Below are 26,976 nucleotides of genomic sequence, written 5' to 3' on the forward strand. Positions count from 1 at the left end.
GGTCCTGGTTGCCGACGCGCTCCGCATAGACGGAGACGCACAGATTGGAAAGGCAACACGTCGGCGCAGCGCGGACCGGGCGCGGCCTGCCTCATCTGGTCTGGTTCGGAAGAATGAACACTTTCAGGAGGCGCAGCCGGACCGGTTCGCGCCTCGTCGGCGCGTCACGAATGATGGTGATGGTGGTGCAGTGCGATGTTCATTGCGTCGCCGGATACGCAGCCACCCGGCCGGAGTCAACCATTGGCCAGGCCGTCAGGCGTCCTGGCTGGCACGCTTGAAGGGCTTCTGCTGGCCGTCGCGGCGCTCGATCACCTTGAAGATGCCCGTGCCCCGCATCAGCAATTTGTCGTCCGTCCAGATGCGGCCTTCGACCGTGAAGATGTCGCCCTGACGACCGACAACTTCGGCCTTGCCCTCAACGAAGCTGCCCATCGACGCGCCGGAGAGGAAATCGCACATCAGACGGACCGTGACCCACCACGTGTCCTCATCCTTTTCGACCGCAGCACCCCACGCCATGTCGGCAAAGGTCATCATCATGCCGCCATGCGCGTTCATCATGCCATTGGTATGGTATTCCTCGACCCTGAAGGCACGCGTCAGGCCGGTCTCGTCCCGCTTCTCGAAGAGGGGCCCAATCTGGCGGCCAAAGCCGCGATGCCATGGCAGGATTGAATAGCCTTCAGGCGTGTCGAAAGTCTGGTTTCTGGTAAGATCGTCGCTCATGGGAGTCGGATTAGCGCCTCCTGCCTGAGAGTGCCAGAGGCGAGACAAACTTCCTTTGGGTCAGTCGAGCCCAACAGCAGCCTTGGCCTCAGCCTGCCGCGCGGCGACCTTCTCAATATCGAAGCCTTCGAGGCTTTCATTGAAGAGGCGATAGAAATTCAATTCTGCTCCAAGGCGGAGGTAGGCTGCGCCCAGTCCGATAGCGGCCCGGTCCATGAAGACGAATTCGCGTGGGATCTTAACGGGGCCCTTTTCCTTGAGCAGCTTGCGAACGGCAAAGGCTTCCTTGCGGCCATACTCGCCGGGCGTCACACCGTCTGCGACTGAACGCACGCGGTCGTCCAACAGTGGTCCATATATAAAGCGCGCCCAGATATTCAGCACTTCGACCAGCTCGCGGGACAAGCCGCTGAAGCCCCATTTCTCATAGGCGGCATAGGCCGCGTCGAAATCGTCCGCCAGGATCGCGCGATAGAGATCGACCACGCCGCTGACGAACTCCGGCGGGAAGATACGGATGCAGCCGAAATCGAGCAGATTCAGCCCGGTCCCCTCCCCGGTCACCTGGTAATTGCCGAGGTGCGGGTCCCCATGGATCACGGCATGGGAGTTGAACGGCCCCCACCATGTCCAGAACAACATTTCCGCAATCCGGTTGCGCACCTCCTGCGGGGCATCCTCAAACGCATCCAGCCGCTTGCCGGATACCCAGCTCATGGTCAGCAACCGGTCGGTGGACAGTTCGGGCACAGGATCCGGCACAGTGACGAAATCACGATCGGCCAGCATGTTCGCATAGAGCGCCATATGCTTGGCCTCGCGCGCATAATCGAGCTCTTCACGGAGGCGGTCGGTGATTTCGACCACCATCGCGCTCGGGTCGATAGAGCCATCCATCCGCTTGAACAGGCCAAGCATGGTCCTGAGCTGGCCAATATCGGATTCCACCGCGCTGGCCATATCAGGATACTGCAGCTTGCAGGCGACCCGGCGCCCGTCATGCAGGGTCGCGCCATGGACCTGGCCAAGCGAGGCGGCATGCGAGGCCTCCTTTTCGAACGCGCCGAACTTTTCCTGCCAGTCGGCGCCCAGTTCAGCGCGCATCCGGCGTTTCACGAAAGGCCATCCCATGGCAGGGGCTTCAGCCTGCAGCTGGCTGAGTTCGGCGGCATATTCGGGCGGCAGGAAATCCGGAATGGTCGACACCATCTGGGCCACCTTCATCAGCGGACCTTTGGACTTACCGAGCGCAGCGGCCAGCGCACGGGCAATCTTTTCATCTCCCTGATCCCCCCCGAACAGGCTTTGCGTGGCGAAGGTTAGACCCGCGCCAGACAGGTTGGCACCAACCCGTGCGCTGCGCGCAATCCGGCCCGACAAGCGGTTGCGCTCCGGGTCACGGGGTGTTTGTGTGTCGTCCGTCATGGGTGGGATATAGGGTGCTGCCTTGAAAACAACCAATCGCGTATATTGTCGCCCTTTCCCGCCATATGACTCGCAATGGATGACAAATGCGTCATGTTCGCGGTATAGGCCCGCCTTCGCGAATTGATCCGCAACAGAAAAAGCGCATCGCCCTCCAGATTTTGCCGGCCCCGGGCAGCCGAATGTAGAGTGTCCCGAAAGTTAAAGGCTGCTGCAGGTCAAATTGCCAGCGCCACACCGCGACGAGCAGGATTTAATGAATGTCTTACAAAACGCTTCTCACCGAGATTGACCAGGAAGCCGGCTTCGCCGTGATCACGCTCAATCGCGCCGAGAGCCTGAATGCCCTCTGCGAAGAGATGATGAATGAGCTGACAGATGCGCTGGATCGATTTGAAGCCGATCCGGACATTGGCTGCATCATCCTGACGGGCGGCAAGAAAGCCTTTTCGGGTGGCGCAGATATCAAGGAAATTCAGGAAAAAACCTATCCTGAGTCCTATTATGAAGATTTCATCAGCCGGAACTGGGAACGCGCAGCTCGCGCCCGCAAACCCATTGTGGCCGCCGTTTCCGGCTATGCCATTGGCGGGGGATGCGAACTGGCCCTGATGTGCGACATCATACTGGCAGCGGATACCGCCAGGTTCGGACAGCCGGAAGTGCGCCTCGGCGTCATGCCGGGCGCCGGCGGCACACAGCGCCTCGCCCGCGTGATAGGTAAATCCAAGACGATGGAACTCTGCCTGACTGGTCGCATGATGGAGGCTGAAGAAGCCGAGCGTTGTGGCCTTGTCAGCCGGGTCGTCCCTGCCGACGACCTTATGGATGCTGCGCGGGAACTCGCCCGCACGATCGCATCCATGCCTCTGGCGGCCGCCATGCTGACCAAGGAAGCCATCAAAGTGGCCTATGAGACTCCGCTTTCGCAAGGCATCCAGTTTGAACGCCGCATGTTTCAGTCCCTGTTCTCCACGGATGATCAGAAAGAGGGCATGGCCGCCTATGTCGAGAAACGCTCCGCTCATTTCAAAGACAAATGATGCTGAAAGCCCCGGCCCACCTGCTATTTCCTGCAACCAGCCTCAATTGCGCGGTTGACGCCTTCGCACCGTTTATGTATTCCCCCGCCTTCAGCCCGAAGGGAGCCCTTTGGGCCACAGGAGTTTAATATGGCTAATACCCGTTCCGCCAAGAAAATGGTCCGCAAGATTGCGAACCGCACCGAAGTGAACAAAGCCCGCCGCTCGCGCGTGCGTACTTTTGTTCGCAAGGTCGAAGAAGCAATCGAAGCTGGCGACAAGTCTGCTGCCCAGGAAGCGCTGCGCTCTGCTCAGCCTGAACTGATGCGCGCCGTGACCAAAGGCGTCATGCACAAGAATACATCATCTCGGAAAGTTTCGCGTCTGTCAGCTCGCGTCAAAGCGATGGGCTGATCGGACTTTCCCGATTGGAAATTTGAAACCCGCCTGATGGTTCAGGCGGGTTTTTTCATGTCAATCTCCTAATACAACAAATTGGACCTTTCGAGTTTCAACATCATTTCTACTGGATGTTTCATGGTAGGATTGCGAATTTGGGCTGACTGACGGGGTCCGGGTTGCGGTAATGTAGGGACTCGTCAGCGATCCTGAGAAACACGTCGATTTTCTGCAGATATCCACAGCCTTATACCCGCGCCCCCTGTTGACAGAACAGGTGCGAACAAATGTGTGGGGCGACTCACTCACAAAAAAAGATCAGTGCTCAAGCACCTGATTTGATTGCGGTTTGAGGTACAGTACGAAGAGTCAACTCATCAAATCCTGTTGTCGCATAAAAGTAGCACTTGTCAGCAAAACCCCCAGTGAGTAATTTCAATTTACCAACAGAAAAGTTCTCCCGACACGGAGTATTGAGTGTGACCGAATTTCGGTTCGGAAGGGAAACTGCGTGCCAGTTGGTCAGGGTGAAATTATAACTAGAAAATGGGGCTCGGCATGGACGGGAACAAACTCTTTGATTCAAAAACTGGCGTAGACTTCAAGAAGATGAATAAAGGCAAGAATGCTCCGGGCAAGGAGATTTGGCTGACTGTCAAAGCCCATCTTGCGACAATCCTCAACACCGCAGACTATGATCGCTGGATCGATGGCCTGCGCTTGGTCGCTGAGTTCAATGGCGAAATGGTGATCGCGGCGCGCGACCCGCTGTCTTTTGACCGCGTGTATGGCGCACACCGCCATGCGATCCAGCGCATCTGGCGCGAGCATGACCCGGCAGGCCGAGCGATCAAGCTCGTCTGCTGGCGCACCGCGCCCGCTGAGCTGCTCGACATTGTCGAGGACCCATGGGCCAAGGCGGAGATCGCCGAGGCCGCGCCCGAGCAGGCGAAACCTGCCGGTTCCGGCTCCGGCGCGCCTATTATGAGCTTTGAGACGCTCGTCACGGGTGAGGCGAACGAGCTGGCTGTCCAGATGGCCAAACGCATTGCAGGCGGGTTGCCGGTCGGAACGCTGACAACCTTGTTCTACGGCCTGCAAGGCACTGGCAAGACACACATCCTGCACGCATTGAAGACCGCTGCAGAGCAGCGCGGCGAGGATTGTCACATTGTCTATCTGACGGCCGAGGAGTTCCTCTCATCCTACACTGATGGCGTGAAGGTGAAGGATACGAGCGCCCTCAAGAAGCGGCTGCGCGCGGCGACGATCCTGATGATCGACGATCTTCACCGGATCAGCGGCAAGCCCGGCACCGAGACGGAACTGTTTCAGAACATTCGCGAAGTCACGGCCAATGGCGGCCATGTCGTGCTGGCGGGTGACAAGGCCCCCGGCGATGTCACCGGGTTCAGCCCGCGCATGATCAGTGAGCTGAAAGGCGCGACCACTGTTGAGGTTGGCGCACCGGATGCAGGCATGCGGCACCAAATCATGCGCCACCTCGCTGACCACATCGAGGCCGGTCACCCGAACTTTGCGGTCACCGACGAGATGATCGCCGAGTTCAATGCCGGCATCCGTGGTCAGGCCCGCGAGATGACGGGGGCGATCTGGAACCTCTACACCGAAGCGGCCTTTGGCATCCGCACGCCCACAATGGAAATGGTTCACAAGATCATCCGCCGGACCGAAGGCGATGTCCGCCAGCCCTCCATCGAACTGGTCAAGAAGGCTGCCATGAAAGTGTTCGAGGTTTCCAAGGCTGACATGGAGAGCCCGAGCAAGGCACGCGCCGTGGTGTATCCACGCCAGATTGCCATGTATCTCTGCCGCGAACTGACCGGGAAATCCTTCCCGCAGATCGGCTACAGTTTCGGCAAGCGTGACCATACCACGATCCTGTACGCGCACCGCAAAGTGTCCAAGGCCTTGCCTGAGAACAATGAATTGGGCGCGCACATCAAAGCCGTGAACGAGACCATCCTGGAGCTACAGGCGGCAGGCATGAATTAGGCAAACCCAGCTGAGAGCGGCGAATCTACGATCGGCGCTTGGCTTTTGCCTTTGTTTGAGTAAGTGTGCTCGGCCCGCTCTCCCCACAGAGCGGGCCGATTCCATTCCGGACCGCCGGTTCCGGGCGGAAGCGGCAGGACTGGTGAAGAATTCCGGGCCTTTTCCAAGGCCCCCCGATGAACGGAACGGACGATGAAACTGACGATTGAACGCGGCGACCTGCTGAACGCACTCTCTCACGTGCAGAATGTGGTGGAGCGCCGGAACACAATTCCGATCCTCTCCAATGTCTTGCTTCAAGCAAGCAATGGCGAGCTGAAACTCACTGCGACCGATCTCGACATCGAGGCCGTGGACAGCGCGGATGCAACCGTCACGCGCGAAGGCGCGGTCACGGCCCCGGCCGGTACGCTGTTTGACGTCGTCCGCAAACTGCCTGCGGGCTCCGAAGTCGAACTGGAAGTCCAACCCGAAGGCCAGCGCCTCGCGATCACCGCAGGCCGCTCGCACTTTGAACTGCCGACCCTGCCAGCATCCGACTTCCAGACCATGAGCTCTGACGACACGCCGACCAAATTCTCACTTGGCGCCAAGGAATTCGCCCGTTTGATCGACAAGACCCGCTTCGCGATCTCCACTGAAGAAACCCGCTACTATCTGAACGGCGTTTATCTTCACGGAGCCAAGACCGAAGACGGTACGGCCGTGCTCCGCACCGTTGCCACAGACGGCCATCGTCTTGCCCTGGCAGAACTTCCGGCTCCCGCCGGCGCGGAAAATCTCGAAGGCATCATCGTGCCCCGCAAGGCGGTTGCGGAAGCGCGCCGCCTCGTCGACGGGGTGGATGACGACATCGAAATCGAAGTCTCCGACACGAAGATCGTCGTGCGTGCAGGTCGCGCCGTCCTGACTTCTAAACTGATCGACGGCTCCTTCCCGGATTATGGCCGCGTCATCCCGAAAGGGAATGACCGGAAGCTGACCATCGACAACAAGGCCTTCGAAGCCGCTGTCGACCGCGTTTCGACCGTGTCGGCCGAGCGCTCACGCTCGGTAAAAATGTCCCTGTCTGATGGCAAGCTGGTGCTGGCTGTCAATCACGCTGAAACGGGTGTGGGCAATGAAGAACTCGAAGCCGAGTATGGCTCCGAAGCGATGGAAATCGGATTCAACGCGAAATACCTGCTCGACATTGCCGGCCAGATCGAGGCTGTCGAAGCCGAGTTCATGTTCAGTGATCCTGCGTCGCCTGCGCTCGTGCTGGACCCATCAGATGATAGCGCGCGTTATGTGTTGATGCCGCTGCGGGTGTAGTTTGTCTGTGGAGCCGCTGGATCGCCGGACCCTTCTTGCCAGCGCAACCGCAGCGACCGGCTTGGCGGCCTGTGGTATCCAGACCCGGAAGGAAACAAGCATGTACGGCCTCATCGGAAAGTTCACGGCAACGGATGGCAACCGCGACGCGCTGATGCGCATCCTTATCGATGGCGTCTCGGGCATGCCCGGCTGCCTCAGCTATATCGTGGCCAGCGATCCAACCGACGCGAACGCCATCTGGATAACCGAAGCCTGGGATAGTCAGGAAAGCCACACGGCGAGCCTGTCGATGCCAAGCGTACGGGATGCCATCACCAAGGGCCGCCCAATGATCGCCGGCATGGAACGCATCGCAGAGACCCGGCCCGAAGGCGGCCATGGTCTCGACTCCTGACCTCTGGCCCCTCCATACAGCCTGAATGACCGCCCTGACCCGCCTGACCCTGACTGACTTTCGAAATTACGAGTCGCTCAGCCTGCCACTCGATGGCCGGCATGTCTGTCTCTATGGGTCGAATGGCGCAGGCAAGACGAATTTGCTGGAAGCCGTCAGCCAATTGGGGCCGGGCCGAGGTCTGCGTTCGGCCACCCTGCCGGAAATGATACGAAAAGACGCGCTGGGCGGTTGGACTGTTTCCGCCGCACTCGTAAACGATCAGCGGATCGGCGTAGGTGTCGATACCGGCCCCAGTACGAAACGTACGGTACGTATTGATGGCGCGCCAGCAACCGCATCCGACCTCGCAGATCTTGTGCGCATCGTCTGGCTCACGCCCACAATGGACGGTGTGTTTCGTGGCAGCACGTCCGACCGGCGGCGCTTCTTTGACCGTCAGGTCATGGCACATATGCCGACCCATGGCACCGCTGCGGGCCGTTATGAGAAAGCGATGCGCGAACGCAATGCCCTGCTGGAACGCGGTCATGTGGATCCGGCCTGGGCCGATGCCATCGAGGCCCGCATGGCGGAGTCCGGAGCAGAAATGGCCATCAACCGCGCCCATGTGCTGGAATCCCTGCAGGTGGCGATTGATGCAAGACCCGAAGGCTATTTCCCGAAGGCTGACCTCGCACTGGAAGGCAAGGCCGAACAAGCCGCCATTCGCGGCGACGACTTCAAGACGATCTTCGAAGCGCTGACCGAAACCTTCCGAACGACCCGTCGCCGCGATATCGCCGCCGGACGCACCATTGATGGTCCGCATCGCTCAGACCTCACGGTCATTCACCGGCCAACCGGTGCGCCCGCCAAGGACGCCTCGACCGGCCAGCAGAAGGCCCTGCTCATCGGCTTGATCCTCGCATCGGCTGCGGCGCTCCGCGCTGGCGGCGATGGCCCCTCTCCCCTGCTGCTGTTGGACGAGGCAGCCGCCCACCTTGATGCGGACAGGCGCGCCGCACTGTTTGATGAGCTGGCAGCGCTGGGAGGGCAAGCCTGGCTGACCGGCACCGAAGCCTTCCTGTTCGAAGCATTTGGGGACCGGGCGCAAACCGTGCGCGTAGATGACGGAATGGCAGTCCCTGAAACCTAGCTCTTGATGCGCAGATCTGAAATCGACTGGGCGATCTCGCGATAGACTTCCTTCAACTCGTCCCCACTCGACGCATCAAAAGCATAAGACGGGCTTGTCGCGCAATATTCCATAATGGTTTGCCCATCAGACGTGGTCTGCACATAGGATGGCACCTGAAAACCGACCGTGTAAATCTGGACCTTGGACGGCTCGGCCTTCATGGCGTCGCATAAATCCATGGCCTGCCTGAAGGAGTTCTTGCTGGCACTGGGATGGTTTGTATTGAAATCTCCATCTGTCATCAGGATCACGGCCTTGGTCACATTGACCTCGTCATAGTCCCAGGGCTTAGCCGTCTCCGGCCAGACATTCTGCCAGTTCGGCGACAGCAGGTACCACCCCCACGCCACTCCCAGATGTCCGGCGGTGCCGCCATTCGCCGTCATGCTGTTCACATGGGCCGTCAGCGCTGCCTTGTCTTCGGTCAATGGGACCGGCCCGGTGGCGCGGCACGTCGCATAGTAGAAATCGAGTGCGCCGGTAGAGCCATTTGCGCCGCCATTTTCGATCTCGTTTTCGCCGCGATACTTGTCGCGATCGCTATCATAGAAGTTCCAGCGTGGATTGCCTGCCCCGATCCAGGCGAAGCTGCCCGGCGCTGCATCGCTATCAGCATAGGTGCCTGTCCGCTCGTACACACACGTGTCGGTGGCTGACGAGTCTTCCCAGAACCATCGGGCAACGTCCCAGTCATAGTCACCATGCTGGTCACACTCATCCGGATCGCTTTCGGTGCACGTGCCGTTTTCGTAGTACATGAAACGCTTGCCGGTCGCGTCGTCATACATCCGCGCGCTATTGTAGGAATTGTAATTGCTCAACCCATTGCTGTTGGAAGTGTCGGCCGGAATGGTGACCGCGCGCGTCACCTCATCAAAATAAGCCCCCGCATTGACCGCATTATTGTAGGTCACAATGCCCAGCCTGACCGTGCCATCCCGCACCTGATCATCTGGCAGCAATTCATCAAACGCGATGACCGCAGCCTCTTTCAACAGGGTTAGCCGATTGTTGCTGTTCATGGAGCCCGATACGTCGAACACAAACGAGACATCGATCTTTCCGACCGAGAAGGTCGAGGTCGAAGCGACGTTGAAGCTCATGTCGTCATTTCCCATGATGTTGGAAATGAAGGTCGGTTGGGTGCAATTCATTTTCCCGAGAATGTCTTCGCTGTCATCGGTGAAGACCACAGTGACGGGTGTACATGTCATACCGCCGCCAGCGCTCGCAATCAGCGGGCTCATGTATTCGCGAATGTCTGCGGTCACTTCCTCATCTGTCGCGCCCGCCTGGCGCGACAACGCCCCAGCCAGCACCGCCGAGTCCATCGCATATTGAACGCGCGCCTGTTGCCTGAAGATAAACTCGAGATCGACAGCCAAACCAACCAGCGCCACCATAGAGGCCAGAATGAACGCAGTGAGCACAGTCAGATTGCCGCGATCATCGCGCGCGAGTGAGTGCGATTGCCTGTCTGCAGGATACATATCCATCACTTGCCCCATCGATCGTCAGCACCTGTCTGCGAATCCTGAGTTTCGCTCAGACTGATTTCCTGCGTCTTCAGATATGGCCTCAAAATTGGTACAGTGGGGAAAGACAGAATTTACCCTGATTGGGCCTGGACCATCTGGTTAAAACCCGCTGTCGGGCCTTGCCCCCACAGCCTGTTTCCGTGGTATCCTGAACTCTGAAAATCGATTCCCGACCGAGGCCGACATGCAGCAATATCTCAATCTCCTGCAGGACATTTTGGACAATGGCCATGAACGCGGAGATCGGACCGGCACGGGCACACGCGCTGTGTTTGGCCGTCAGATGCGGTTCGACCTTGCCGACGGCTTTCCAATGGTGACCACCAAGAAACTGCATTTGCGCTCAATCATCATCGAACTGCTCTGGTTCCTGAAAGGCGATACGAACATCGCGTATCTGAAGGAGAACGGCGTTTCGATCTGGGATGAGTGGGCCGATGAGAATGGCGACCTTGGCCCCGTCTATGGCAAGCAGTGGCGCAGTTGGGCCGCGCCGGACGGCCGGGTGATTGACCAGATCCAGTGGGTGCTGGACGAAATCCGCACCAATCCCAATTCCCGCCGCTTGATTGTGTCCGCCTGGAACCCGGCCGATGTGAACGACATGGCCCTGCCCCCTTGTCACTGCCTGTTCCAGTTCAATGTCATGGACGGCAAGCTGAACTGCCAGCTCTACCAGCGTTCGGCCGATGTCTTCCTCGGCGTACCGTTCAACATCGCATCCTATGCGCTACTCACCCTGATGATGGCGCGCGCGACCGGGCTGGAAGCTGGCGAGTTCGTCCACACATTCGGCGATGCGCACCTCTACCTGAACCATATGGAGCAGACCCGGCTCCAGCTGACCCGTGAGCCGCATGCCCTGCCCCGCATGATCCTGAATCCCGACAAGACCGACCTGTTCGGCTGGGAGTATTCAGACTTCACGGTCGAAGGCTACGAACCGCACGCTCACATCAAGGCGCCGGTGGCCGTCTAGGAATCATTGAGGCTCTGCCAAGCCGTCCAGGCGTCGCCCGCATACATCAGGCTTGGGCCACCGCCCATGTAAACGGTCATGCCGAGCGTCTCGGCCACTTCCTCATCCGTCGCGCCCAGCCTCTTGAGCGCCTTGGTGTGAAAGCCGATACATCCATCGCACTGCTTGGCAACGCCGATGGCGAGCGCGATCAGTTCCTTGGTCTTCGTGTCGAGCGCCCCATCCGCGAGAGCGGCCTTCGCCATCGCGTTGAACTGCGTCAGCGTCTCCTTGGCCCCGGTGCCGCGAAGCCCGGATATTCCCTCGCTGATCGCACCCGTTATCGCGCCATAGTCCTTCTTGCCGTCCGCCATGATCGACTCCTTATTTGCATATTTGCGCAAATATGCATGTTTCTATGACATCAGCAATATGGGTATTCCCGGATAGTGCAGTCAGGCGGCCGCCGGATCCACGAGACCGAGGTTTTCCCGCCGCCGAATGACTGCCGAAACGATAACCGCGCCGACCATCTTGCCGATCACGAACACGATCCAGTTCCACACATGCAGCGAGTTTCCGGGGTCCATGCCAAGTTCCATCTGCTTGGCGAGATCAGCGCCATACAGGAACACAGTCGTATCGACCGGCGCTGCCAGCGCGCTGGAGAGCAGAATCCGGGTCGATAGCCGATATTTGGTGAAGGTGAACATCAGCCAATCCACCCCCTCGGAAATGGCAAATGCGATGCCGCTGGCCAGCGCAATCACGGGCCACGCATAGTAAAACGACCAGGCGATCGCCATGGCCATCACAAGCAACACCCGGTGACCCATTTCGCGTTGCACGAAATCGCGGACCACGAACACCATTCCAGTTACCATTGTCATCGGATGGAGAGACACGCCTTGAGCGGTCAGTCCGGTGCCTGTCGGGGCAAGAATCTGAAACTCCGGGATGATCCCGAACGACCAGTTCAAAAAGGGAATGAGTGCGACATAAATGAACGCCCATCCGCGCCCTCTGAGCAGCCAAATTGCCAAGAACGACAACAGAAGAGCAGGAATTGCCAGTCCGATTTGTTCCGGGTTTCCATTGGTCAGAATCGCTACAATCGATTTCATTCTGATTATCCCCCACGGAACTGTTTTTGGGCTTGTGAAAACTGATGAAAGAAGGTTGCATTCACCATACAAACTCGGCTCTGCATGTATTCACGCAGACGCTTCTGGTCACAAGGGCCGCGCGCGAAATTGGATGCAAGTAGATTGGAACCGGTCACTATGTCGGCACATGTAAAACTTTGCCTGATTGCCGCCAGGGCCAGCAACAATGTGATTGGTTCTGGAGGTGATCTGCCCTGGCGCCTGAAAAGTGACCTCGCATTCTTCAAGAAAGCGACGCTTGGGTGCCCAATCATCATGGGCCGAAAGACCTGGGAAAGTTTGCCCGTGCGCCCGCTCAAAGGTCGCGAGAACATCGTGATGACCCGCGACTGGGCCTACAATGCCGAAGGCGCCCGTGTCTATTCCAGCTTTGCGGCGGCAACGAACTCCGCCCGCGCCGTGGCCGCCAGAACCGCCGCCGACAAGGTTTTCGTGATCGGTGGCGAAGCCATCTACAAACTGGCCCTGCCGATTGCAGATCGCCTCTATCTTACGGAAGTCGATGCCGCACCCGATGGAGACGCTTACTTCCCGGAACTAGACGCGAACCAGTGGAAAGAAACCGGCGCAGAACAGTTCGAGGCCGGCGAAGGCAATGATTTCGCCTTCTCCATCCGCCAGCTCGACCGGATCAGCGCGTTCACTTCCCCCTAGGATACGCGTTGTCCTTCCCCATCGCGACGCCTAACCTCCTCCCAAAAAAGGGCGAGGAGGAAACAGCCACATGGAATTCGAAATCATCACGAGCGGTCTGCGCTTTCCGGAGGGCCCGGTCGTTATGGCCGATGGCAGCATTATCGTTGTCGAGATCGAGAAGAAATGCATCACGCGCTGCTGGGGTGACGGCAAGACCGAAGTGATCGCGACGCCCGGCGGCGGCCCCAACGGCCTTGCGATCGGTCCGGACGGCGCACTCTGGGTCTGCAATAATGGCGGCTTCATCTATACTGACATGGACGGTTTGCTCATCCCCGGAAACTGTCCGGACGATTATGATGGTGGCCGCATCGAACGGGTTGATCTTTCTACAGGCAAGGTTGACCGGGTACTGGACACAGTCGGTGGCCACCCCCTGAAAGGCCCCAACGATCTCGTCTTCGACAAGGCAGGCAATCTCTACTTCACCGATCATGGCAAAACCTACTCGCGCCACCGCGATTTCGGCGGGCTCTTTTTCCTCGCCAATGGTGCCAGCGAAGCCAAGGAACTGGACTTCCATTATAGTAGTCCAAATGGTGTCGGCCTTGCTCCTGATGAGCAGACCGTCTTCATGGCCGACACCATGACCGGACGCATGTGGGCGTTTGATTTGGAAAGCCCCGGCATCATCAAACCTGCCTCCCCTTTCAATGGCGGGCGCGTAGTCGCAACCATGCCGGGCCTGCAGTATTTTGACAGCCTGGCCATGACGGCGGCGGGCAATGTCTGTGTCGCAACCATTCTGAATGGCGGCATCACAACGATCACGCCGGGCGGAGATTTTCACCACACGGCTTTTCCCGACCTGATCGTCACCAATATCGCCTTTGGCGGCGACGACATGCAGGATGCCTACGTTACCCTGTCGAGTACCGGCCAGCTTGCCAAATGCCGGTGGCCGGAGCCGGGCCTGAAACTGAACTTCAACGCCTAGTTTGCAATTCAGGAGGATAAGCGATGAGAGTTCTCAAAATCATTCTGATCGCCGCCACAGTCCTGGTGCTCGCCGTGATTGGCGCACGCACCCTGTTCGGCGTACAAATTGGCGAGTTTGCGTTCAAAGCTGCGGTCAAATCGACCTTGGGGCAAAATGCGCTTGCCGACGCACCAGACGGTCTGACCGTTGTACTTGTCGGCACGGGATCTCCCCTGCCCGATCCGGGACGTGTGGGACCCATGACGGTGGTCGTTGCGGGAGACCGCGTCTTTATCGTTGATGCCGGGGCCGGATCAGGCCGAAGATTCGGAGAGCTGCGTCTGCCGTGGACCAATGTGGAGGCGGTGTTCCTGACCCATTTCCATTCCGATCACATTGATGGGCTTGGAGAGGTGATGCTGCAACACTGGGCAGCCGGTGGCGCACAGGCACCCTTGCCGATCCACGGTCCGGATGGCGTCGGTCAGATCGTCGCTGGCTTCGACGCTGCCTATGCTCTGGATTCTGCATACCGTATCGCCCATCACGGAGCGGATGTCCTGTCCCCATCTGGACAAGGCGCAGATGCTGTTCCATTCACGCCTGCGAGCACAGCTCGCAAAGTGTATGACCGCGATGGCCTGAGCGTTACCGCAGTTTCAGTGGATCATGATCCAATTGAGCCAGCTGTAGCCTACCGGTTCGACTACAAAGGACGGTCCGTCACGATTTCCGGAGATACGGTCAAGGATCCACGCTTGGTCGCCTTGGCGCGGGACACGGACATACTCGTTCACGAAGCGTTGAATGCCGACATGGTCAGCCAAATCCGCGACCAACTCAATGCGAACGGACAGGCCCGCCTCGCGGCCATCATGAACGATATCCTCGACTACCACACGACGCCGGTCGAGGGCGCGGAAGTCGCCAGCGAAGCAGGTGCGCGCATGCTGGTCTTCAGCCATTTCGTTCCGGCGGTGCCGAGCCGCCTTCTATACCCGGCATTCCTGAAAGGAACGGATGACGCCTATGATGGCCCGATCATTATGGGCGAAGACGGCATGGCATTCGAATTGTCTGCAAGCAGCGAGAATATCGTCCGCAAGCGGCTGGATTAGACCCGGTTCGCTTCGGCCAAGGCCTCAAAAAACTTTCAGCTTTTCGATATGCAATGCCGGCCAGCGCCGCTAGATCGGAGCGCTGACGATTTGGAGCGAACCATGAACTACGCGACGATTTTGGCCATGATGGCTGCACTCCTGACCATCGGCTGCACGCCGGAACACGCCGCCTCCTATTATGCACCGGCGATAGACACCAACGACCAACCCTCCCGGGAAATCACGGGCGTTCTGGAAGAGCTGGAATTTTCTGGCAGCATTCTTGTTGGCAAAAAAGAAGAAATCATCCTGCGTCAGGCTGTGAACGCATGGCCAACCGAAGACGTGCAACCGGTCAATTCCGACAGCCGTTTCCCAATTGCGTCGATGACAAAGAGTTTCACCGCTTCGCTTGTCCTGCAACTGGTCGATGAGGGAAAACTCGATCTGGACCAGTCACTGGAAGAACTCCTGCCCGATTTTGAGACGCTCTATGCGCGTGACGTTACCCTGCGCCACCTGCTCCAGAACAGATCCGGCATTCCGCACTATGTCGACATTCCCGGTTGGTTCGACAATGAGGTGAAGCGATCCTTCACCGATGAGTCCTTCATGGACACTCTTGAGGCGCTCGAGCTGAGATTCCGGCCCGGCAGCGACTACCTCTATTCAAACGTGAATTATTACCTGCTCGCGCGCATCATCGACCGCCATGCAGGCACCGGATACGAAGACTATTTGCGATCGCAGATTCTCGATCCGCTCGGCCTCGACCGTACCGGGCAAATCTATCAGGACGAAATTGATCTGGCGGCCAACTATTTGCGCTCCGAAGATGGCGGCTACGAAATCATCCCGATCACCAACCCCGTCCTGTTCCGCGGAACCGCCTCAATGTACTCAACGGTTGATGATCTGTCTGCCTGGGGACAGGCCGTTCTTAACGGAGACCTCCTGTCCGAAACTGGCCGGAAGGAGGCCTTCAATCCGGAAGCGCCGATGGCCTGGACGGTGACTCAAATGACCATCGGCAGCGGAGAACCGACGGAGGTCATCTTCTATAATGGACGTCTGATCGGCTATCTCAGCCTTGTTTTGCTCCTTCCGGAACAAGACGGTGTCATCGTCGTCCTCAACAACAATACGGTCGGCTATGAGAATCTGTTGACCATAGCGAGCACGCTCGCTGAAGAATACTTCAGTGAGCCGACCTAGTCCTCGAAGATGATCTGCGGCGCGGGCTTCGATTGAAGCGTATCCAACCCCATCGCAACGCGGCGGGCCAGTTCATGAAAGAGCTGGCCCGTTGTTTCATCTGACAGCGCCGCCGGCTTGCCTGAATCGCCACCTTCGCGGATCGCTTGCAGCATCGGAAGCTCAGCCAGCACTGGCAGGCCAAGAGCATTCGCCGTGGCGGTGCCCCCGCCCTGCCCCATCAGATAATGGCGATTGCCCGCCGGATCTTCGAACCAGCTCATTGTCTCGACTATGCCAAGGACCGGCACTTCAGTCTTGGCAAACATGGCCGCGCCGCGACGCACATCCGCCAGCGCGACTTCCTGGGGCGTGGTGACGATCAGCGCCGCCGTTACGGGCACGCGCTGGGCTATCGTCAACTGTGCATCCCCCGTTCCCGGCGGCGTGTCGATGATCAGCACGTCCAGCGGATCATCCACGGTACCCCATTCCGCATCATTCAACATCTGTGTGATTGCTGACATTACTATGGGTCCGCGCCAGATCATCGGCGAGTCCGGATCGGACAAATATCCAATCGACAGCGTCTTCATGCCGAAGGCTTCGACAGGTTGCAGCTTGCCGGACTCCGCGGACGTCACTGGCTCAGCCGACACTGTCCCCAGCATGGTCGGGATAGAGGGGCCATAAATGTCGGCATCCATGAGGCCGACCTTCATACCGGCTTTTGCCATCGCCGCAGCCAGATTGACCGCGACTGTAGACTTGCCGACGCCGCCCTTGGCGCTCGCCACGACTAGAATCCTGGAAATACCGGGGATTGAGGACTTTGGTGTGCTGGCCGGAACATTCCCTTGCTGCATCGCCTCATCCGACAGGCGGGCGCCCTTGCGCACACGTTTTGAGGCGGGCGCATGAGACAGATGAACCTCCTTCGCCGGAGCGACCGCAACGCGTTCGGCGGTCAGAACGCTGCTCACGGATTTGACCCCGGAGACCAGTTCGACCTTGCCTTCAGCCTCGATCCGGCGCGCCTCAGCGGCCTCTGGCGCGGCTGGGTCTGCCTCGATCACAAGTACCGCGCGACCGTCTTCACCCACCGAAACCGATTCGAGCCAATCGGGCCGACCGAGGGCTTCGATGATCTTTTCTTCGAGTTTCCGGCGTGATTTATCCCTAGATCCGAACAAAATCTGCGACTCCGCTGCTCTTGATGCCTGCAAACAGGCATGCACTTATCACCAAAGCGCCTATATAGAACCCATGCACAGTAATACAGGGAGGGCTCATGCCCTGGGATGACAAAACTAAATCCAGCGGCCCTTGGGGCGGCGAGGGCGGAAATGACAATGGAGGCGGCAAGGATGGCGGCTCTCCTTGGAACCGTCCCGGCGGCTCGGGCGGCAATGGGGGCAATGACCTCGAAGACCAGATGCGGCGCATGCAGGAACGTTTCCGGCAGCGCGGCGGCGGCGGTGGTCGCAAACGTGGCGGCGGTGGCGGCAGCGGCGGAACCAATTTCGGTCCGCTCGGCTTTCTGGTCATCGCAGGTATCGCCCTGCTTGCCTGGCTGTCCACCAGCGTCGTTATGGTAGATCCGGGCCAACAGGCCTCCGTCTTCCGCTTCGGCAAATGGCAGACCAATTTTGGCCCCGGCCTCCACTTCCACCTGCCTGCCCCCTTCGAGGAGCATGAACTGGTCGAGGTCGAAGCCCGCCGAAAGACTCAGATCGGCCAGACCATGGACGAGAGCCTGATGCTGACTGAAGACGAAAATATCGTCGACATTCAGTTCTCCGTCTTCTGGCGCGTGAAGCCCGAAGCACCACAGGATTACATCCTGAATGTGAAACAGCCCGATATCGCTGTCGAAATGGTGGCAGAGTCCGTGATGCGCGAAGTTGTCGGCAAAACGCGCCTTCAAAGTGTCATCACGACTGAACGCGACGTCGTTCAGACCGAAGTGGCCAATCAGGTCCAGACCCTGCTGAACGATTATCGCGCAGGCATCCAGATCGTGAGTATTCAGATCGACAAGGCCGACCCGCCTCAGCAGGTCATCGAGGCCTTCAATGATGTGAACGTCGCCGAACAGGACGCCGAAACCAATATCAACCGGGCCACCCAGTACGCCAACCAGATCGTGCCTCAGGCCCGTGGTACGGCTCAGAGACTGCTGCAGGAAGCTGAAGGGTATCGTGACCAGATCGTCGCCGACGCCCAAGGTGAAGCGTCCCGTTTTGAGCAAATCTATGAGGAGTACCGCAAGGCGCCACGCGTCACGCGGGAGCGTATGTATCTCGAAACCATGGAGCGCGTGCTTGAACGCACTGACAAGACCATTCTTGATAGCAATTCCGGCGCGGTTCCCTATCTGCCGCTTGACCGGGTGCAACCTGCCAACCGCGGAGGAGAGAACTGATGCGCAATCTGAGCTGGTTTGCCCTTGCCATCGTCGCGATCGTACTGGTCGCTATCTTCAATTCTTTCTATGTTGTTCGCCAGGACGAGCAGGCTCTGATCCTGCAAGTTGGGGAACCACGCGCGGTGATCAACGCGCCGGGCACGGATGAAGCCGGTCTTTATTTCAAGATTCCGGTCATCCAGACGGTTGAAAAACTCGACCGCAAGAATCTGGGACTCGACATCGAGAATATTCAGGTTCTCGCATCCGACCAGCGTCGCCTCGCTGTGGACGCGTTCGTACGCTGGCGAATCAGCGACCCGCTGCAATTCTATCAGAGCCTCCGGACCATTCCGGGCGCCGCCAACCAGCTGAATGATGTGACCAAGGCGTCCATTCGGGAAGTCATGGGCGATGTGCCCGTGCCTGAGATCATTTCAGGCCAGCGGTCCGAACTGATGGAAAATATCCGCGAAAAGGTTGCCAATGAACTGGCAGATGCGGGGATTTCGATCATCGATGTCCGTATTCGTCAGGCAGACCTGCCGCGCGAAGTGGCCGATGGTGTCTACAGTCGGATGCAGACAGCCCGTAAGCAGGAAGCCGAGCGCATCCGTGCCGAAGGTGAAGAACGCGCCCGACTGATTCGCGCGCAAGCCGAACGTGAGAAGACCGTACTTGAGGCCCAGGCCCGGGAACAGTCAGAAGTCATTCGCGGTGAAGGCGATGCTCGCTCCACCGAGATATACGCCAGTGCCTATAACAAGGATCCGGAATTCTTCCGCTTCCAGCGCGCGCTCATCGCGTGTGAAAACTCCATCCAGGAAGGCACACGCATTGTCGTGGCGCCGGATTCCCTGGGCTTGTGTGATGAGTTTATCAATCGCGCACGGGCCAATGGCGGCTCACGCTAGGACGGGCTTGGCATGTCCATACAACTGATCCTGATCGGGATCGGCATGTGGCTATTCATTGAGGGGGCGATCTATGCGGTCGCCCCCGAATTCATGCGGCGTATGGCAGAGTATCTAGCGCGTATGCCGGGACGCGAGATTGCGCTTGCCGGGATCGGGTCCGCGGCAATCGGCGCAATCTTCATCGTCATTGCAGTTCGGTTCTGTTGAAGCTGTTGCAAGACGCCTGCAAAGCGCCATAGTTTACAGACATTAGTGTATATTATGCTTCGAAAGGAGGCTCAGCGGCCTATGCGTATCCCGGCCCTTGCTGCCCTGTTCCTGATGAGTTCGGCAACCGCCGTTCTGCCTGCCCATGCTCAGGACAGCCTGTCGACGGCAGTCGATGGAATCGATCAGAAGGTCCAACCGCAAAGCTTCCGTGACTTGTCCAAGCGCCTGATGCCGGCCGTGGTCAATATTTCAACATCGCAAACAATTGCGCCCGATGGCATGCCGACCTTTCCGGAAGGCTCGCCCATGGAGCGCTTCAACGAATTCTTCGGTCGGGATGAAGACGGTTTCCGGCGTGAAGGATCACTTGGCTCCGGCTTTGTCATCTCGGCTGACGGCATCATCATCACCAATAATCATGTCATCGAGAATGCCGACGAGATTGACGTCAATTTCTCGAACGGCCGCGTCCTGAAGGCGGAACTCGTCGGTCGTGATCGCGACACCGATCTCGCCGTGCTCAAGGTGAAATCCTCGACTGCCCTGCCCTATGTGGACCTCGCCGACAGCGACAAAGCAGAAGTCGGTGACTGGGTTATCGCCATCGGCAACCCATTCGGCTTCGGGGGCTCTGTCTCGGCTGGCATTATCTCGGCGCGCAATCGCGACCTGAATGCGGGTCGCTCAGATGACTTCATCCAGACCGATGCCGCCATCAACCGCGGTAATTCCGGCGGGCCCTTGTTCAATCTCGGCGGCGAAGTCGTCGGCGTGAACACCGCGATCATCTCCCCTACGGGCGGCTCGGTCGGCATCGGCTTCTCCGTGCCGGCAAATCTCGTGAAACGCATTTCCGACCAGCTCATCAAGGAAGGCCGCGTGCGTCGCGCCTGGCTGGGCGTCAATGTACAGGATGCGGATGAAGCACTCGTGCGCGCGTACAAGGCCACGGGCAAGGGCGGCGTGATCATCACCCGTATCTCCGATGAAGGACCGGCGGCAAAATCCGATATGGAAGTCGGCGACCTTGTGCTCCGCTTCGATGGCCAGACCGTGACCAGCGTACGCGAACTGACACGCCTGATTTCCGATACCGAGATCGGCCGCACCGTTCCCATCGCGATTGTGCGAGATGGGAAGGGACGCACTGTCAATGTCACGCTCGGTGAACTGGAAGACGAGGCCGATACGCCCGCCGCCGATGCCACGCTGGATGCGCCGGCGAGTTCCAACGATCTTGGCGCAGAACTGACCAGCCTCGACGATGATATCCGCCGCCGCTATGGCATTCCAAAGGATGTTGACGGCGTTGTAGTTACAACGGTCTCTGCGCGTGGGCGCTCCTTTGGAAAACTCCAACGCGGCGACGTCTTGGTTGAAGTGAATTTCGAGCGCGTCACCACGGTTACCGACACGATCAGCAAGGTCGAAGCGGCGATGACCACACCGCGCCAGCCACTATTGCTCCGCGTGAAGCGTCGCGGCGAAGCGGGCTGGTTCGATCAGTTCATCTCGGTCGACCTGACCAATTCCTGATCCGGCAGTCTATTCAGTGACGAATTCGTCCGCGTGATAGCCTTGGAAGAACAGCGCTGTGTGCAAATCGGTGTGATTGATCGCAGCATGCGCTTCAGCCGCGACGATGAGCTTGGCCTTGTAGGCAATGCCGAGGCCCGCCGCCTGGATCATCGCAAGATCATTCGCCCCATCGCCGAGTGCAAGTGAATCTGCCCGGCTGAGGCCCGCTTCCGCTGAAAACTCATCCAGCGCCGAGAGTTTCGCTTCGCGTCCGAGGATCGGCATGCCCACCTCCCCGGTCAGCACTGCGCCATCATCGATCAGCGTATTGCCGCGGTGGGCAGCAAACCCGGCATCATCGGCGACCCGGCCCGTGAAGAAGGTGAACCCGCCGGAGACCAGCACGGTCATCGCGCCTTGCGCCTTCATCGTCTCCACCAGTGTCTTCGCGCCGGTATTCAGCGAAATGCGCGCATCATAGGCGTCTTGCAGCGCTTTGAGGTCGAGCCCCTTCAGCATGGCCACGCGGGTTGTCAGCGCGCCCTCGAAATCCAGCTCGCCCCGCATGGCACGTTCTGTGATCGCGGACACTTCCGCTTTCAGACCAGCGAAATCCGCCAATTCATCGAGGCATTCCTGTCCGATAATCGTGGAATCCATGTCGGAGATCAGCAACCGTTTGCGACGATTTCCTGCGGGCACCAGGGCCACGTCCATTTCTTCCGCTTCCAGCGCAACGAGCGCTGCGTGCTGGAAATCGGCATCCATCGGTGCAAGCGGAATCTCCACAGCACTGACATCTCCGACCTGCCCCAGCCTTGTTATCTGAGGCAAGGTCTGGGCAATGCCGAGATCTCCGAGGATCATGCCGAGGCGCGAGGCAATATTGTCTTCCGGGGCATTGGCGGCGGCGATCAGGATCATGGAATTAACTGCTTTCTCAATCATTCCCGCCTCTTCACGGGTTTCCTCGTCGCTGACAAGCCCTTACGTCTATATGGATGACACCGGCAATACTCATTCACGGACCCACGGCCAGCGGCAAGACCGCGCTTGCCATCGAAGTGGCGCGCCGTCTGGGCGGTGAGGTCATCAATGCCGATTCCATGCAGGTCTATCGCGACTTGCAAGTGATTTCAGCTCGCCCGACCGAAGAAGAGATGGACGGTGTGAAGCACCATCTCTTCGGCCATGTGAACGCGGCCGAGCGCTACTCCACTGGCGAGTGGCTGGAAGAGGTCCGCGCGACCATTCGCACGCTTGAACTGCGCGGCAAGCGCGCTGTCCTGGTCGGCGGCACCGGCCTTTACCTGCTCGCAATGACTCAAGGCCTGTCGAATATTCCCCCTGTACCCGACGATGTCCGCGCCGACGTGCGCGCCATTGCCGATGCCGAGGGCGCGGACGGCCTGCGTGCCCGACTGGCCCCGGTCGATCCGGAAATCGCTGACCGACTGGGCACCGGCGACCGCCAGCGCCTCGCACGCGCCTATGAGGTTTATCTGGCGACCGGCAAACCGCTGACCGACTTCCAGCGCAACCGCCAGCCGCCGGTCCTGCAGGAGAATGAATGGATGGGCGTTGCGTTGACCCCACCTCGCGCAAAACTCTATCAGAAGATCGACCGCCGTTTTGAAGGCATGCTGATGCAGGGCGCGATGGAAGAAGCCCGCCAACTGATAAAACGCGATCTCGACCCGGAACTTCCTGCCATGAAAGCACATGGAATGCCGTGGCTCGCAGCCTTCGCACGCGGAGAGATAACGGCAGAATTTGCCGCAGAAAACGCAAAACGCGACACAAGACGCTACGCAAAACGGCAATTCACGTGGATCGGTCGCCAATTTCCCTTCTGGCCGCGCATTCCTTCACCGGAGCCAGAAGATCGATTGAGGGTTATTCTTGCCTTGTATAGGGAGATTGACAGGCCGGTTGAGGCAGATTATTCCTAATCCCGACGTTGGAGGAAACGCACCGTGCGCAAATACGTGGTACTCGTTATTAAGCATCCGTAGCTGGCTTTAAGTAGCCAGTTGCGGATGCGCGCACAAAACGGGGCTCCATTGGAGCCCTTTTTCTTTTCCGATACAGTCCAAACTCAGTTCCATCAGAGATCTCCCCATGACAACCGACACCAAGACCAAGCCCGCAGCTGAAACCTTGACCATGACAGGCGCCGAAATCGTCATCACGGCGCTCAAGGAACAGGGCGTGGAAGTCATGTTCGGCTATCCGGGTGGGGCGGTTCTTCCGATCTATGATGCGCTCTACAATTCCGATGGAATTCGCCACATTCTGGTGCGCCACGAACAGGGCGCTGGCCACGCGGCCGAAGGCTATGCCCGCACAACAGGCAAACCCGGCGTCTGCCTCGTCACCTCCGGCCCCGGCGCGACCAATATGGTCACCCCGATTGCAGACGCGATGATGGATTCCATTCCGATGGTGGTCCTGACCGGACAGGTTCCGACACACCTGATCGGCACCGACGCGTTCCAGGAATGCGACACAACCGGCATCACCCGTACCTGTGCCAAGCACAATTACCTGGTTACCGATGTGAACCAGCTCGCACGCACGATCCACGAAGCCTTCCTGATCGCCAAATCCGGTCGGCCCGGACCGGTCGTGGTCGACATTCCCAAGGACATCCAGTTCGCCACCGGCACCTATGTCGGCAAGGAGGGCGTTCACAAGCCGAGCTATCACCCCACTACCAAACCGCACCCGGATGCGATTTCGGCGACAGTGGATCTGATGATGCACGCGCGGCGGCCAGTCTTCTACACTGGCGGCGGTGTCATCAATTCCGGTCCGAAGGCGTCCGATCTGCTGCGCGAGCTCCAGAACGTCACGGGGTATCCGGTGACCTCTACACTGATGGGGCTTGGCGCCTTCCCTGCCTCCCATCCGGACTGGCTGGGCATGGTTGGCATGCATGGCAGCTTCGAAGCCAATAATGCGATGCACGATTGCGATCTGATGATCTGCGTGGGCGCGCGCTTCGATGACCGGGTGACCGGCCGTATCGACGCCTTCTCACCCAACTCCAAGAAGGTGCATATCGACATCGATCCTTCTTCGGTGAACAAGATCGTCCGAGTCGATATCCCCGTGATTGCCGACTGCGCAGAGGCGCTGGCCGCAATCCTGAAAGAGTTCAAATCCCGCAAGGCCAAGAAGCCGGACCTGAAACCCTGGCGTCAGGAAATCGACATCTGGCGCGCCCGGAAATGCTTCACCTACGCAAACTCCAACACGGTCATCAAACCCCAACATGCCGTTGAGCGCCTGTATGAGCTGACCCGTGATCGCGAGACCTACATCACGACCGAAGTTGGCCAACACCAGATGTGGGCGGCGCAATTCTATCATTTCGACGAGCCGAACCGGTGGATGACCTCCGGTGGGCTCGGCACGATGGGCTATGGCCTGCCCGCCGCAGTGGGCGTTCAGGCAGCGCATCCGGACGCCCTCGTGATCGACATTGCGGGCGAAGCGTCAATCCAGATGATGACGCAGGAACTCTCCACCGCCGTTCAACACAGGCTGCCGGTCAAAGTCTTCATCCTCAACAATGAATGGATGGGTATGGTGCGCCAGTGGCAGGAATTGCTGCATGGCGAGCGCTATTCTCACTCCTATTCGGAAACCCTGCCCGACTTCGTGAAACTTGCCGAAGCAATGGGCGGACATGGCATCCGTTGTGACAATCCAGCGGAGCTGGACGACAAGATCCGCGAGATGATTGACCATCCCGGGCCGGTTTTGTTCGATTGCCGTGTCGAAAAGGCCGAGAACTGCCTGCCAATGATACCGTCGGGTTCAGCGCACAACGAGATGATCCTTGGCGAAATCAAGGGCGATGAGATTGGCGAAGCTGGCAAGGGACTGGTCTGACCGACCAGACCCGGCGGGAGCTTGATAGGACGAATGTGATGGCTGCGAGTGATCTGTGGCAGTGGGGAATGGAAAATATCGGCACGATCGTGACCGTGGTCTCCGCCATTGCGGCTGTACTTGGCGCGCTCGCAAGCCGCGCCGAAACCCGCAAACAACACCAGCTGCGCACCGAACAGCTGCGCCAGAGCATCGACAGCGCCAGCCTCGACTGGGGCAATACCGCCATCGAAACGCTGGCCTCTGCTGCCATGCTGGCGCGCAACCGCCACGTGATGGACTCCGACCGCGCCTTCCAGGAGGCGCGCGCAGACAGTCTGACTAACCTGTCGACCCTGATTGACCGTGGACGGATGTTCTTTCCAAACCTTGCGCCTGACCGTCATGGCCTCAACAAGGATGGCGCATATCAAGGCTTCCGCGCGCCGATCCTGGACAGCCTCGTCTGGGCCCATGAAGAGGTTCATGCCCTGACCCGCGAAGGCGGCCCGACAAGCGAGGACAGTGCGGCTTTCATCGATGCTTGCCGCAAATTGCTGGTCTCTGAACTGCAAGCCCATCTCGATCCACGGCGCATGGACCAGCTATTGGGCCGCTACACCAAACAAAAGCAGAAACACCAGGACGACGCGATCAGCCGGTCTGGAGCGCTGCGGGACGAGCTATTGACTCGCCGTCCCGACCTCTCCATCGACTTCTGGAATCGTGACACCCCGAAACCGGAGACACAGCCATGAGCGATGGATCAACAGCTACGCCCCCCGCTGGCAATCCGAAATCGGCCTATTTCCTGTCTCATGAGGACGAGGCCGTCGAACGCCGCACACTGGCCGTCATGGTCGATAACGAGCCAGGCGTTCTGGCCCGTGTTGTGGGACTGTTCTCTGGCCGGGGTTACAATATCGACAGCCTGACCGTGGCCGAGGTCGACGTGAATGAGCGCCGCTCGCGGATCACCATCGTGACCCAGGGCACACCGCATATTCTGGAGCAGATCGAAGCCCAGCTCTTGCGCATCGTGCCCGTGGAACAGGTGATCGACATCACCAAGTCCAAGCGCGGCATCGAGCGCGAACTGGCATTGATCAAGGTCGCCGGCAAAGGCGAAGCCCGTGTTGAAGCGCTGCGCATATCTCAGATTTTCCGCGCGAATGTGATAGACACGACAAATGAGAGCTTCATTTTCGAGCTGACAGGCGCCTCTGAAAAGATCACCCAGTTTGTGGATCTGATGCGACCGCTCGGCTTGGTTGAGGTAAGCCGGACAGGTGTTCTGTCGATCAAGAGGGGAAAGGAGAAGGGATGACACGCACCAGCCTGATTGCGCTCGGCGTCCTTTTTCTCGCTGGCAATGCGCACGCCATAGAAGAACAGCCCGAAAGCTGCCGCCCGAAAGTGGCCGGCTCGGCCCTGGCGCTTGCAGATGATGCCGATCAGGCTCAGCTGCAATGCGATATCGACCGTGCGGCCCTGATTGCCGACCGGGCCGATGCAACGTTTGATTCCTCCAATGACCCCATCCTGCGCATCGTGGACACCGCAGCGCCCAGCGGGGCCGCTTATGTCTACGATATCGTCGATGCAGACGGCACAATGATGCTGGATGCGCGAACGGTACCGGTCGATTCCGACACCAACACACATATTCCGCTCTGTCGCCTGCAGACCCAACTGCCTGCCCCCGTCGCAAGCAAGGTCGCCTTGTCTCTCCTGACCACCAGCGATGCAGGACTGCCCGCCTATGGCGCGCGGGAAAAAATGGTGGTCAATGCCGACGGATCGCGCAGCTATGAGCTGCTGCTGGCGTCGCACGACATCATCACCTCAATTGAAACCACCAATGGCCTGAAACAGTTTTCGCGCCATTCGGAGGCCACAGACATAATTGCCGAATTGAACCGTAGCGTTATCGGCGTCGCCAATTTTTCAGATGGCTGGGTGTGCAAGTCCAACTGACCTGAAGACCCTTAC

At 58.9% G+C, this 26,976-nt stretch carries 27 protein-coding genes; 20 read left to right on the forward strand and 7 right to left on the reverse strand.

Features of this window, described 5'->3' with window-relative positions:
- Positions 1-255 precede the first annotated feature (255 nt).
- Together B3527_RS11225 and B3527_RS11230 are read right to left on the reverse strand one after the other, a co-directional pair.
- Positions 256-729, reverse strand: coding sequence for a PaaI family thioesterase (locus B3527_RS11225; RefSeq protein ID WP_290480683.1), 474 nt, complete (start codon positions 727-729; stop codon positions 256-258).
- A 60-nt stretch (positions 730-789) separates the two neighbouring features.
- Entirely contained in the window at positions 790-2,154 is a 1,365-nt protein-coding gene (locus B3527_RS11230; protein WP_290479929.1) for an ABC1 kinase family protein, read from the reverse strand.
- 260 nt (positions 2,155-2,414) lie between these two features.
- Here B3527_RS11230 and B3527_RS11235 point away from each other — a divergent pair, with 260 nt between their 5' ends.
- The 6 genes from B3527_RS11235 to recF all read left to right on the forward strand — a co-directional run bounded on the left by B3527_RS11235 (position 2,415) and on the right by recF (position 8,440).
- Positions 2,415-3,197 carry an enoyl-CoA hydratase gene (locus tag B3527_RS11235; RefSeq protein WP_034810559.1) on the forward strand — a complete coding sequence of 261 codons (783 nt, stop codon included), beginning with the start codon at positions 2,415-2,417 and terminating at the stop codon, positions 3,195-3,197.
- Between the two features lie 129 nt (positions 3,198-3,326).
- Positions 3,327-3,590: a 30S ribosomal protein S20 gene (rpsT, locus tag B3527_RS11240; RefSeq protein WP_034810557.1), complete on the forward strand. Its 264-nt coding sequence runs from the start codon at positions 3,327-3,329 to the stop codon at positions 3,588-3,590.
- A gap of 543 nt (positions 3,591-4,133) precedes the next feature.
- A complete protein-coding gene (locus B3527_RS11245) occupies positions 4,134-5,591 on the forward strand; it encodes a DnaA ATPase domain-containing protein (protein ID WP_290479930.1) in 1,458 nt (485 codons plus the stop codon).
- 192 nt (positions 5,592-5,783) lie between these two features.
- The gene (dnaN, locus tag B3527_RS11250) at positions 5,784-6,905 is read left to right on the forward strand and encodes a DNA polymerase III subunit beta (RefSeq protein ID WP_206991303.1); all 1,122 of its coding nucleotides are present in this window, start codon (positions 5,784-5,786) and stop codon (positions 6,903-6,905) included.
- A 7-nt stretch (positions 6,906-6,912) separates the two neighbouring features.
- Positions 6,913-7,302, forward strand: a complete 390-nt coding sequence (locus B3527_RS11255; protein WP_290488449.1) for a putative quinol monooxygenase — start codon at positions 6,913-6,915, stop codon at positions 7,300-7,302.
- Positions 7,303-7,327: 25 nt separating this feature from the next.
- Positions 7,328-8,440: a DNA replication/repair protein RecF gene (gene recF / locus B3527_RS11260; protein WP_290479932.1), complete on the forward strand. Its 1,113-nt coding sequence runs from the start codon at positions 7,328-7,330 to the stop codon at positions 8,438-8,440.
- On the opposite strand, the gene B3527_RS11265 is transcribed toward recF, so the two are convergent.
- A complete protein-coding gene (locus tag B3527_RS11265) occupies positions 8,437-9,978 on the reverse strand; it encodes a TadE/TadG family type IV pilus assembly protein (RefSeq protein ID WP_290479933.1) in 1,542 nt (513 codons plus the stop codon). The genes recF and B3527_RS11265 overlap by 4 nt on opposite strands.
- Before the next feature lie 226 nt (positions 9,979-10,204).
- Between B3527_RS11265 and B3527_RS11270 the strand changes: the two genes are divergently transcribed.
- Complete coding sequence (locus tag B3527_RS11270) at positions 10,205-10,999, forward strand: thymidylate synthase (protein ID WP_290479934.1); 795 nt, start codon at positions 10,205-10,207, stop codon at positions 10,997-10,999.
- Here B3527_RS11270 and B3527_RS11275 read toward each other — a convergent pair.
- Together B3527_RS11275 and B3527_RS11280 are read right to left on the reverse strand one after the other, a co-directional pair.
- Complete coding sequence (locus B3527_RS11275) at positions 10,996-11,352, reverse strand: carboxymuconolactone decarboxylase family protein (protein WP_290479935.1); 357 nt, start codon at positions 11,350-11,352, stop codon at positions 10,996-10,998. The genes B3527_RS11270 and B3527_RS11275 overlap by 4 nt on opposite strands.
- A gap of 81 nt (positions 11,353-11,433) precedes the next feature.
- Positions 11,434-12,102, reverse strand: coding sequence for a hypothetical protein (locus tag B3527_RS11280; RefSeq protein ID WP_290479936.1), 669 nt, complete (start codon positions 12,100-12,102; stop codon positions 11,434-11,436).
- Positions 12,103-12,261: 159 nt separating this feature from the next.
- On the opposite strand from B3527_RS11280, the gene B3527_RS11285 reads away from it, so the two are divergent.
- From B3527_RS11285 to B3527_RS11300, 4 genes are all read left to right on the forward strand, one after another.
- Positions 12,262-12,798, forward strand: a complete 537-nt coding sequence (locus tag B3527_RS11285) for a dihydrofolate reductase (RefSeq protein ID WP_206991308.1) — start codon at positions 12,262-12,264, stop codon at positions 12,796-12,798.
- 70 nt (positions 12,799-12,868) lie between these two features.
- Positions 12,869-13,777: an SMP-30/gluconolactonase/LRE family protein gene (locus tag B3527_RS11290; RefSeq protein ID WP_206991309.1), complete on the forward strand. Its 909-nt coding sequence runs from the start codon at positions 12,869-12,871 to the stop codon at positions 13,775-13,777.
- 23 nt (positions 13,778-13,800) lie between these two features.
- Positions 13,801-14,877, forward strand: coding sequence for an MBL fold metallo-hydrolase (locus B3527_RS11295; RefSeq protein WP_290479937.1), 1,077 nt, complete (start codon positions 13,801-13,803; stop codon positions 14,875-14,877).
- 102 nt (positions 14,878-14,979) lie between these two features.
- Entirely contained in the window at positions 14,980-16,074 is a 1,095-nt protein-coding gene (locus tag B3527_RS11300; RefSeq protein ID WP_290479938.1) for a serine hydrolase domain-containing protein, read from the forward strand.
- On the opposite strand, the gene B3527_RS11305 is transcribed toward B3527_RS11300, so the two are convergent.
- Positions 16,071-17,246, reverse strand: coding sequence for an Mrp/NBP35 family ATP-binding protein (locus B3527_RS11305; RefSeq protein ID WP_290479939.1), 1,176 nt, complete (start codon positions 17,244-17,246; stop codon positions 16,071-16,073). The two genes, B3527_RS11300 and B3527_RS11305, sit on opposite strands and share 4 nt — an antisense overlap.
- 98 nt (positions 17,247-17,344) lie before the next feature.
- Between B3527_RS11305 and hflK the strand changes: the two genes are divergently transcribed.
- The 4 genes from hflK (at position 17,345) to B3527_RS11325 (ending at position 21,123) form a co-directional block, all read left to right on the forward strand.
- Positions 17,345-18,478: an FtsH protease activity modulator HflK gene (hflK, locus tag B3527_RS11310; RefSeq protein ID WP_206991313.1), complete on the forward strand. Its 1,134-nt coding sequence runs from the start codon at positions 17,345-17,347 to the stop codon at positions 18,476-18,478.
- Entirely contained in the window at positions 18,478-19,374 is an 897-nt protein-coding gene (gene hflC / locus B3527_RS11315; protein WP_206991314.1) for a protease modulator HflC, read from the forward strand. The genes hflK and hflC overlap by 1 nt, the downstream gene beginning before the upstream one ends.
- Before the next feature lie 12 nt (positions 19,375-19,386).
- Complete coding sequence (locus B3527_RS11320) at positions 19,387-19,584, forward strand: DUF2065 domain-containing protein (protein ID WP_206991315.1); 198 nt, start codon at positions 19,387-19,389, stop codon at positions 19,582-19,584.
- Positions 19,585-19,665: 81 nt separating this feature from the next.
- Positions 19,666-21,123, forward strand: a complete 1,458-nt coding sequence (locus B3527_RS11325; protein WP_206991316.1) for a Do family serine endopeptidase — start codon at positions 19,666-19,668, stop codon at positions 21,121-21,123.
- 9 nt (positions 21,124-21,132) lie between these two features.
- On the opposite strand, the gene serB is transcribed toward B3527_RS11325, so the two are convergent.
- On the reverse strand, positions 21,133-22,053 hold the full coding sequence (gene serB / locus B3527_RS11330) for a phosphoserine phosphatase SerB (RefSeq protein ID WP_290479940.1): 921 nt from the start codon (positions 22,051-22,053) through the stop codon (positions 21,133-21,135).
- A gap of 53 nt (positions 22,054-22,106) precedes the next feature.
- Here serB and miaA point away from each other — a divergent pair, with 53 nt between their 5' ends.
- From miaA to B3527_RS11355, 5 genes are all read left to right on the forward strand, one after another.
- Complete coding sequence (gene miaA / locus B3527_RS11335) at positions 22,107-23,057, forward strand: tRNA (adenosine(37)-N6)-dimethylallyltransferase MiaA (protein WP_206991317.1); 951 nt, start codon at positions 22,107-22,109, stop codon at positions 23,055-23,057.
- A gap of 169 nt (positions 23,058-23,226) precedes the next feature.
- Complete coding sequence (locus B3527_RS11340) at positions 23,227-25,005, forward strand: acetolactate synthase 3 large subunit (protein ID WP_290479941.1); 1,779 nt, start codon at positions 23,227-23,229, stop codon at positions 25,003-25,005.
- A gap of 38 nt (positions 25,006-25,043) precedes the next feature.
- Positions 25,044-25,742: a hypothetical protein gene (locus tag B3527_RS11345; protein ID WP_206991319.1), complete on the forward strand. Its 699-nt coding sequence runs from the start codon at positions 25,044-25,046 to the stop codon at positions 25,740-25,742.
- Positions 25,739-26,311, forward strand: coding sequence for an acetolactate synthase small subunit (ilvN, locus tag B3527_RS11350; protein WP_051607411.1), 573 nt, complete (start codon positions 25,739-25,741; stop codon positions 26,309-26,311). The genes B3527_RS11345 and ilvN overlap by 4 nt, the downstream gene beginning before the upstream one ends.
- Complete coding sequence (locus B3527_RS11355) at positions 26,308-26,961, forward strand: hypothetical protein (RefSeq protein WP_290479942.1); 654 nt, start codon at positions 26,308-26,310, stop codon at positions 26,959-26,961. Before ilvN ends, B3527_RS11355 begins: the two co-directional genes overlap by 4 nt.
- The last annotated feature ends 15 nt before the right edge of the window (positions 26,962-26,976 follow it).

This window comes from Hyphomonas sp. UBA4505 (genome assembly GCF_002388685.1).
GTDB lineage: Bacteria > Pseudomonadota > Alphaproteobacteria > Caulobacterales > Hyphomonadaceae > Hyphomonas.

Bases quoted from the DNA above. Each gene is read 5' to 3' on its own strand.
- B3527_RS11280 (WP_290479936.1), bottom strand. From the start codon at position 12,102: ATGAAATCGATTGTAGCGATTCTGACCAATGGAAACCCGGAACAAATC.
- hflK (WP_206991313.1), top strand. From the start codon at position 17,345: ATGCCCTGGGATGACAAAACTAAATCCAGCGGCCCTTGGGGCGGCGAG.
- B3527_RS11245 (WP_290479930.1), top strand. From the start codon at position 4,134: ATGGACGGGAACAAACTCTTTGATTCAAAAACTGGCGTAGACTTCAAG.
- dnaN (WP_206991303.1), top strand. From the start codon at position 5,784: ATGAAACTGACGATTGAACGCGGCGACCTGCTGAACGCACTCTCTCAC.
- B3527_RS11295 (WP_290479937.1), top strand. From the start codon at position 13,801: ATGAGAGTTCTCAAAATCATTCTGATCGCCGCCACAGTCCTGGTGCTC.
- B3527_RS11285 (WP_206991308.1), top strand. From the start codon at position 12,262: ATGTCGGCACATGTAAAACTTTGCCTGATTGCCGCCAGGGCCAGCAAC.
- B3527_RS11320 (WP_206991315.1), top strand. From the start codon at position 19,387: ATGTCCATACAACTGATCCTGATCGGGATCGGCATGTGGCTATTCATT.
- B3527_RS11340 (WP_290479941.1), top strand. From the start codon at position 23,227: ATGACAACCGACACCAAGACCAAGCCCGCAGCTGAAACCTTGACCATG.
- B3527_RS11225 (WP_290480683.1), bottom strand. From the start codon at position 729: ATGAGCGACGATCTTACCAGAAACCAGACTTTCGACACGCCTGAAGGC.
- serB (WP_290479940.1), bottom strand. From the start codon at position 22,053: ATGATTGAGAAAGCAGTTAATTCCATGATCCTGATCGCCGCCGCCAAT.
- rpsT (WP_034810557.1), top strand. From the start codon at position 3,327: ATGGCTAATACCCGTTCCGCCAAGAAAATGGTCCGCAAGATTGCGAAC.
- B3527_RS11270 (WP_290479934.1), top strand. From the start codon at position 10,205: ATGCAGCAATATCTCAATCTCCTGCAGGACATTTTGGACAATGGCCAT.
- hflC (WP_206991314.1), top strand. From the start codon at position 18,478: ATGCGCAATCTGAGCTGGTTTGCCCTTGCCATCGTCGCGATCGTACTG.
- B3527_RS11355 (WP_290479942.1), top strand. From the start codon at position 26,308: ATGACACGCACCAGCCTGATTGCGCTCGGCGTCCTTTTTCTCGCTGGC.
- B3527_RS11345 (WP_206991319.1), top strand. From the start codon at position 25,044: ATGGCTGCGAGTGATCTGTGGCAGTGGGGAATGGAAAATATCGGCACG.
- ilvN (WP_051607411.1), top strand. From the start codon at position 25,739: ATGAGCGATGGATCAACAGCTACGCCCCCCGCTGGCAATCCGAAATCG.
- B3527_RS11265 (WP_290479933.1), bottom strand. From the start codon at position 9,978: ATGGATATGTATCCTGCAGACAGGCAATCGCACTCACTCGCGCGCGAT.
- B3527_RS11275 (WP_290479935.1), bottom strand. From the start codon at position 11,352: ATGGCGGACGGCAAGAAGGACTATGGCGCGATAACGGGTGCGATCAGC.
- B3527_RS11290 (WP_206991309.1), top strand. From the start codon at position 12,869: ATGGAATTCGAAATCATCACGAGCGGTCTGCGCTTTCCGGAGGGCCCG.
- recF (WP_290479932.1), top strand. From the start codon at position 7,328: ATGACCGCCCTGACCCGCCTGACCCTGACTGACTTTCGAAATTACGAG.
- B3527_RS11300 (WP_290479938.1), top strand. From the start codon at position 14,980: ATGAACTACGCGACGATTTTGGCCATGATGGCTGCACTCCTGACCATC.
- B3527_RS11235 (WP_034810559.1), top strand. From the start codon at position 2,415: ATGTCTTACAAAACGCTTCTCACCGAGATTGACCAGGAAGCCGGCTTC.
- B3527_RS11325 (WP_206991316.1), top strand. From the start codon at position 19,666: ATGCGTATCCCGGCCCTTGCTGCCCTGTTCCTGATGAGTTCGGCAACC.
- B3527_RS11230 (WP_290479929.1), bottom strand. From the start codon at position 2,154: ATGACGGACGACACACAAACACCCCGTGACCCGGAGCGCAACCGCTTG.
- miaA (WP_206991317.1), top strand. From the start codon at position 22,107: ATGACACCGGCAATACTCATTCACGGACCCACGGCCAGCGGCAAGACC.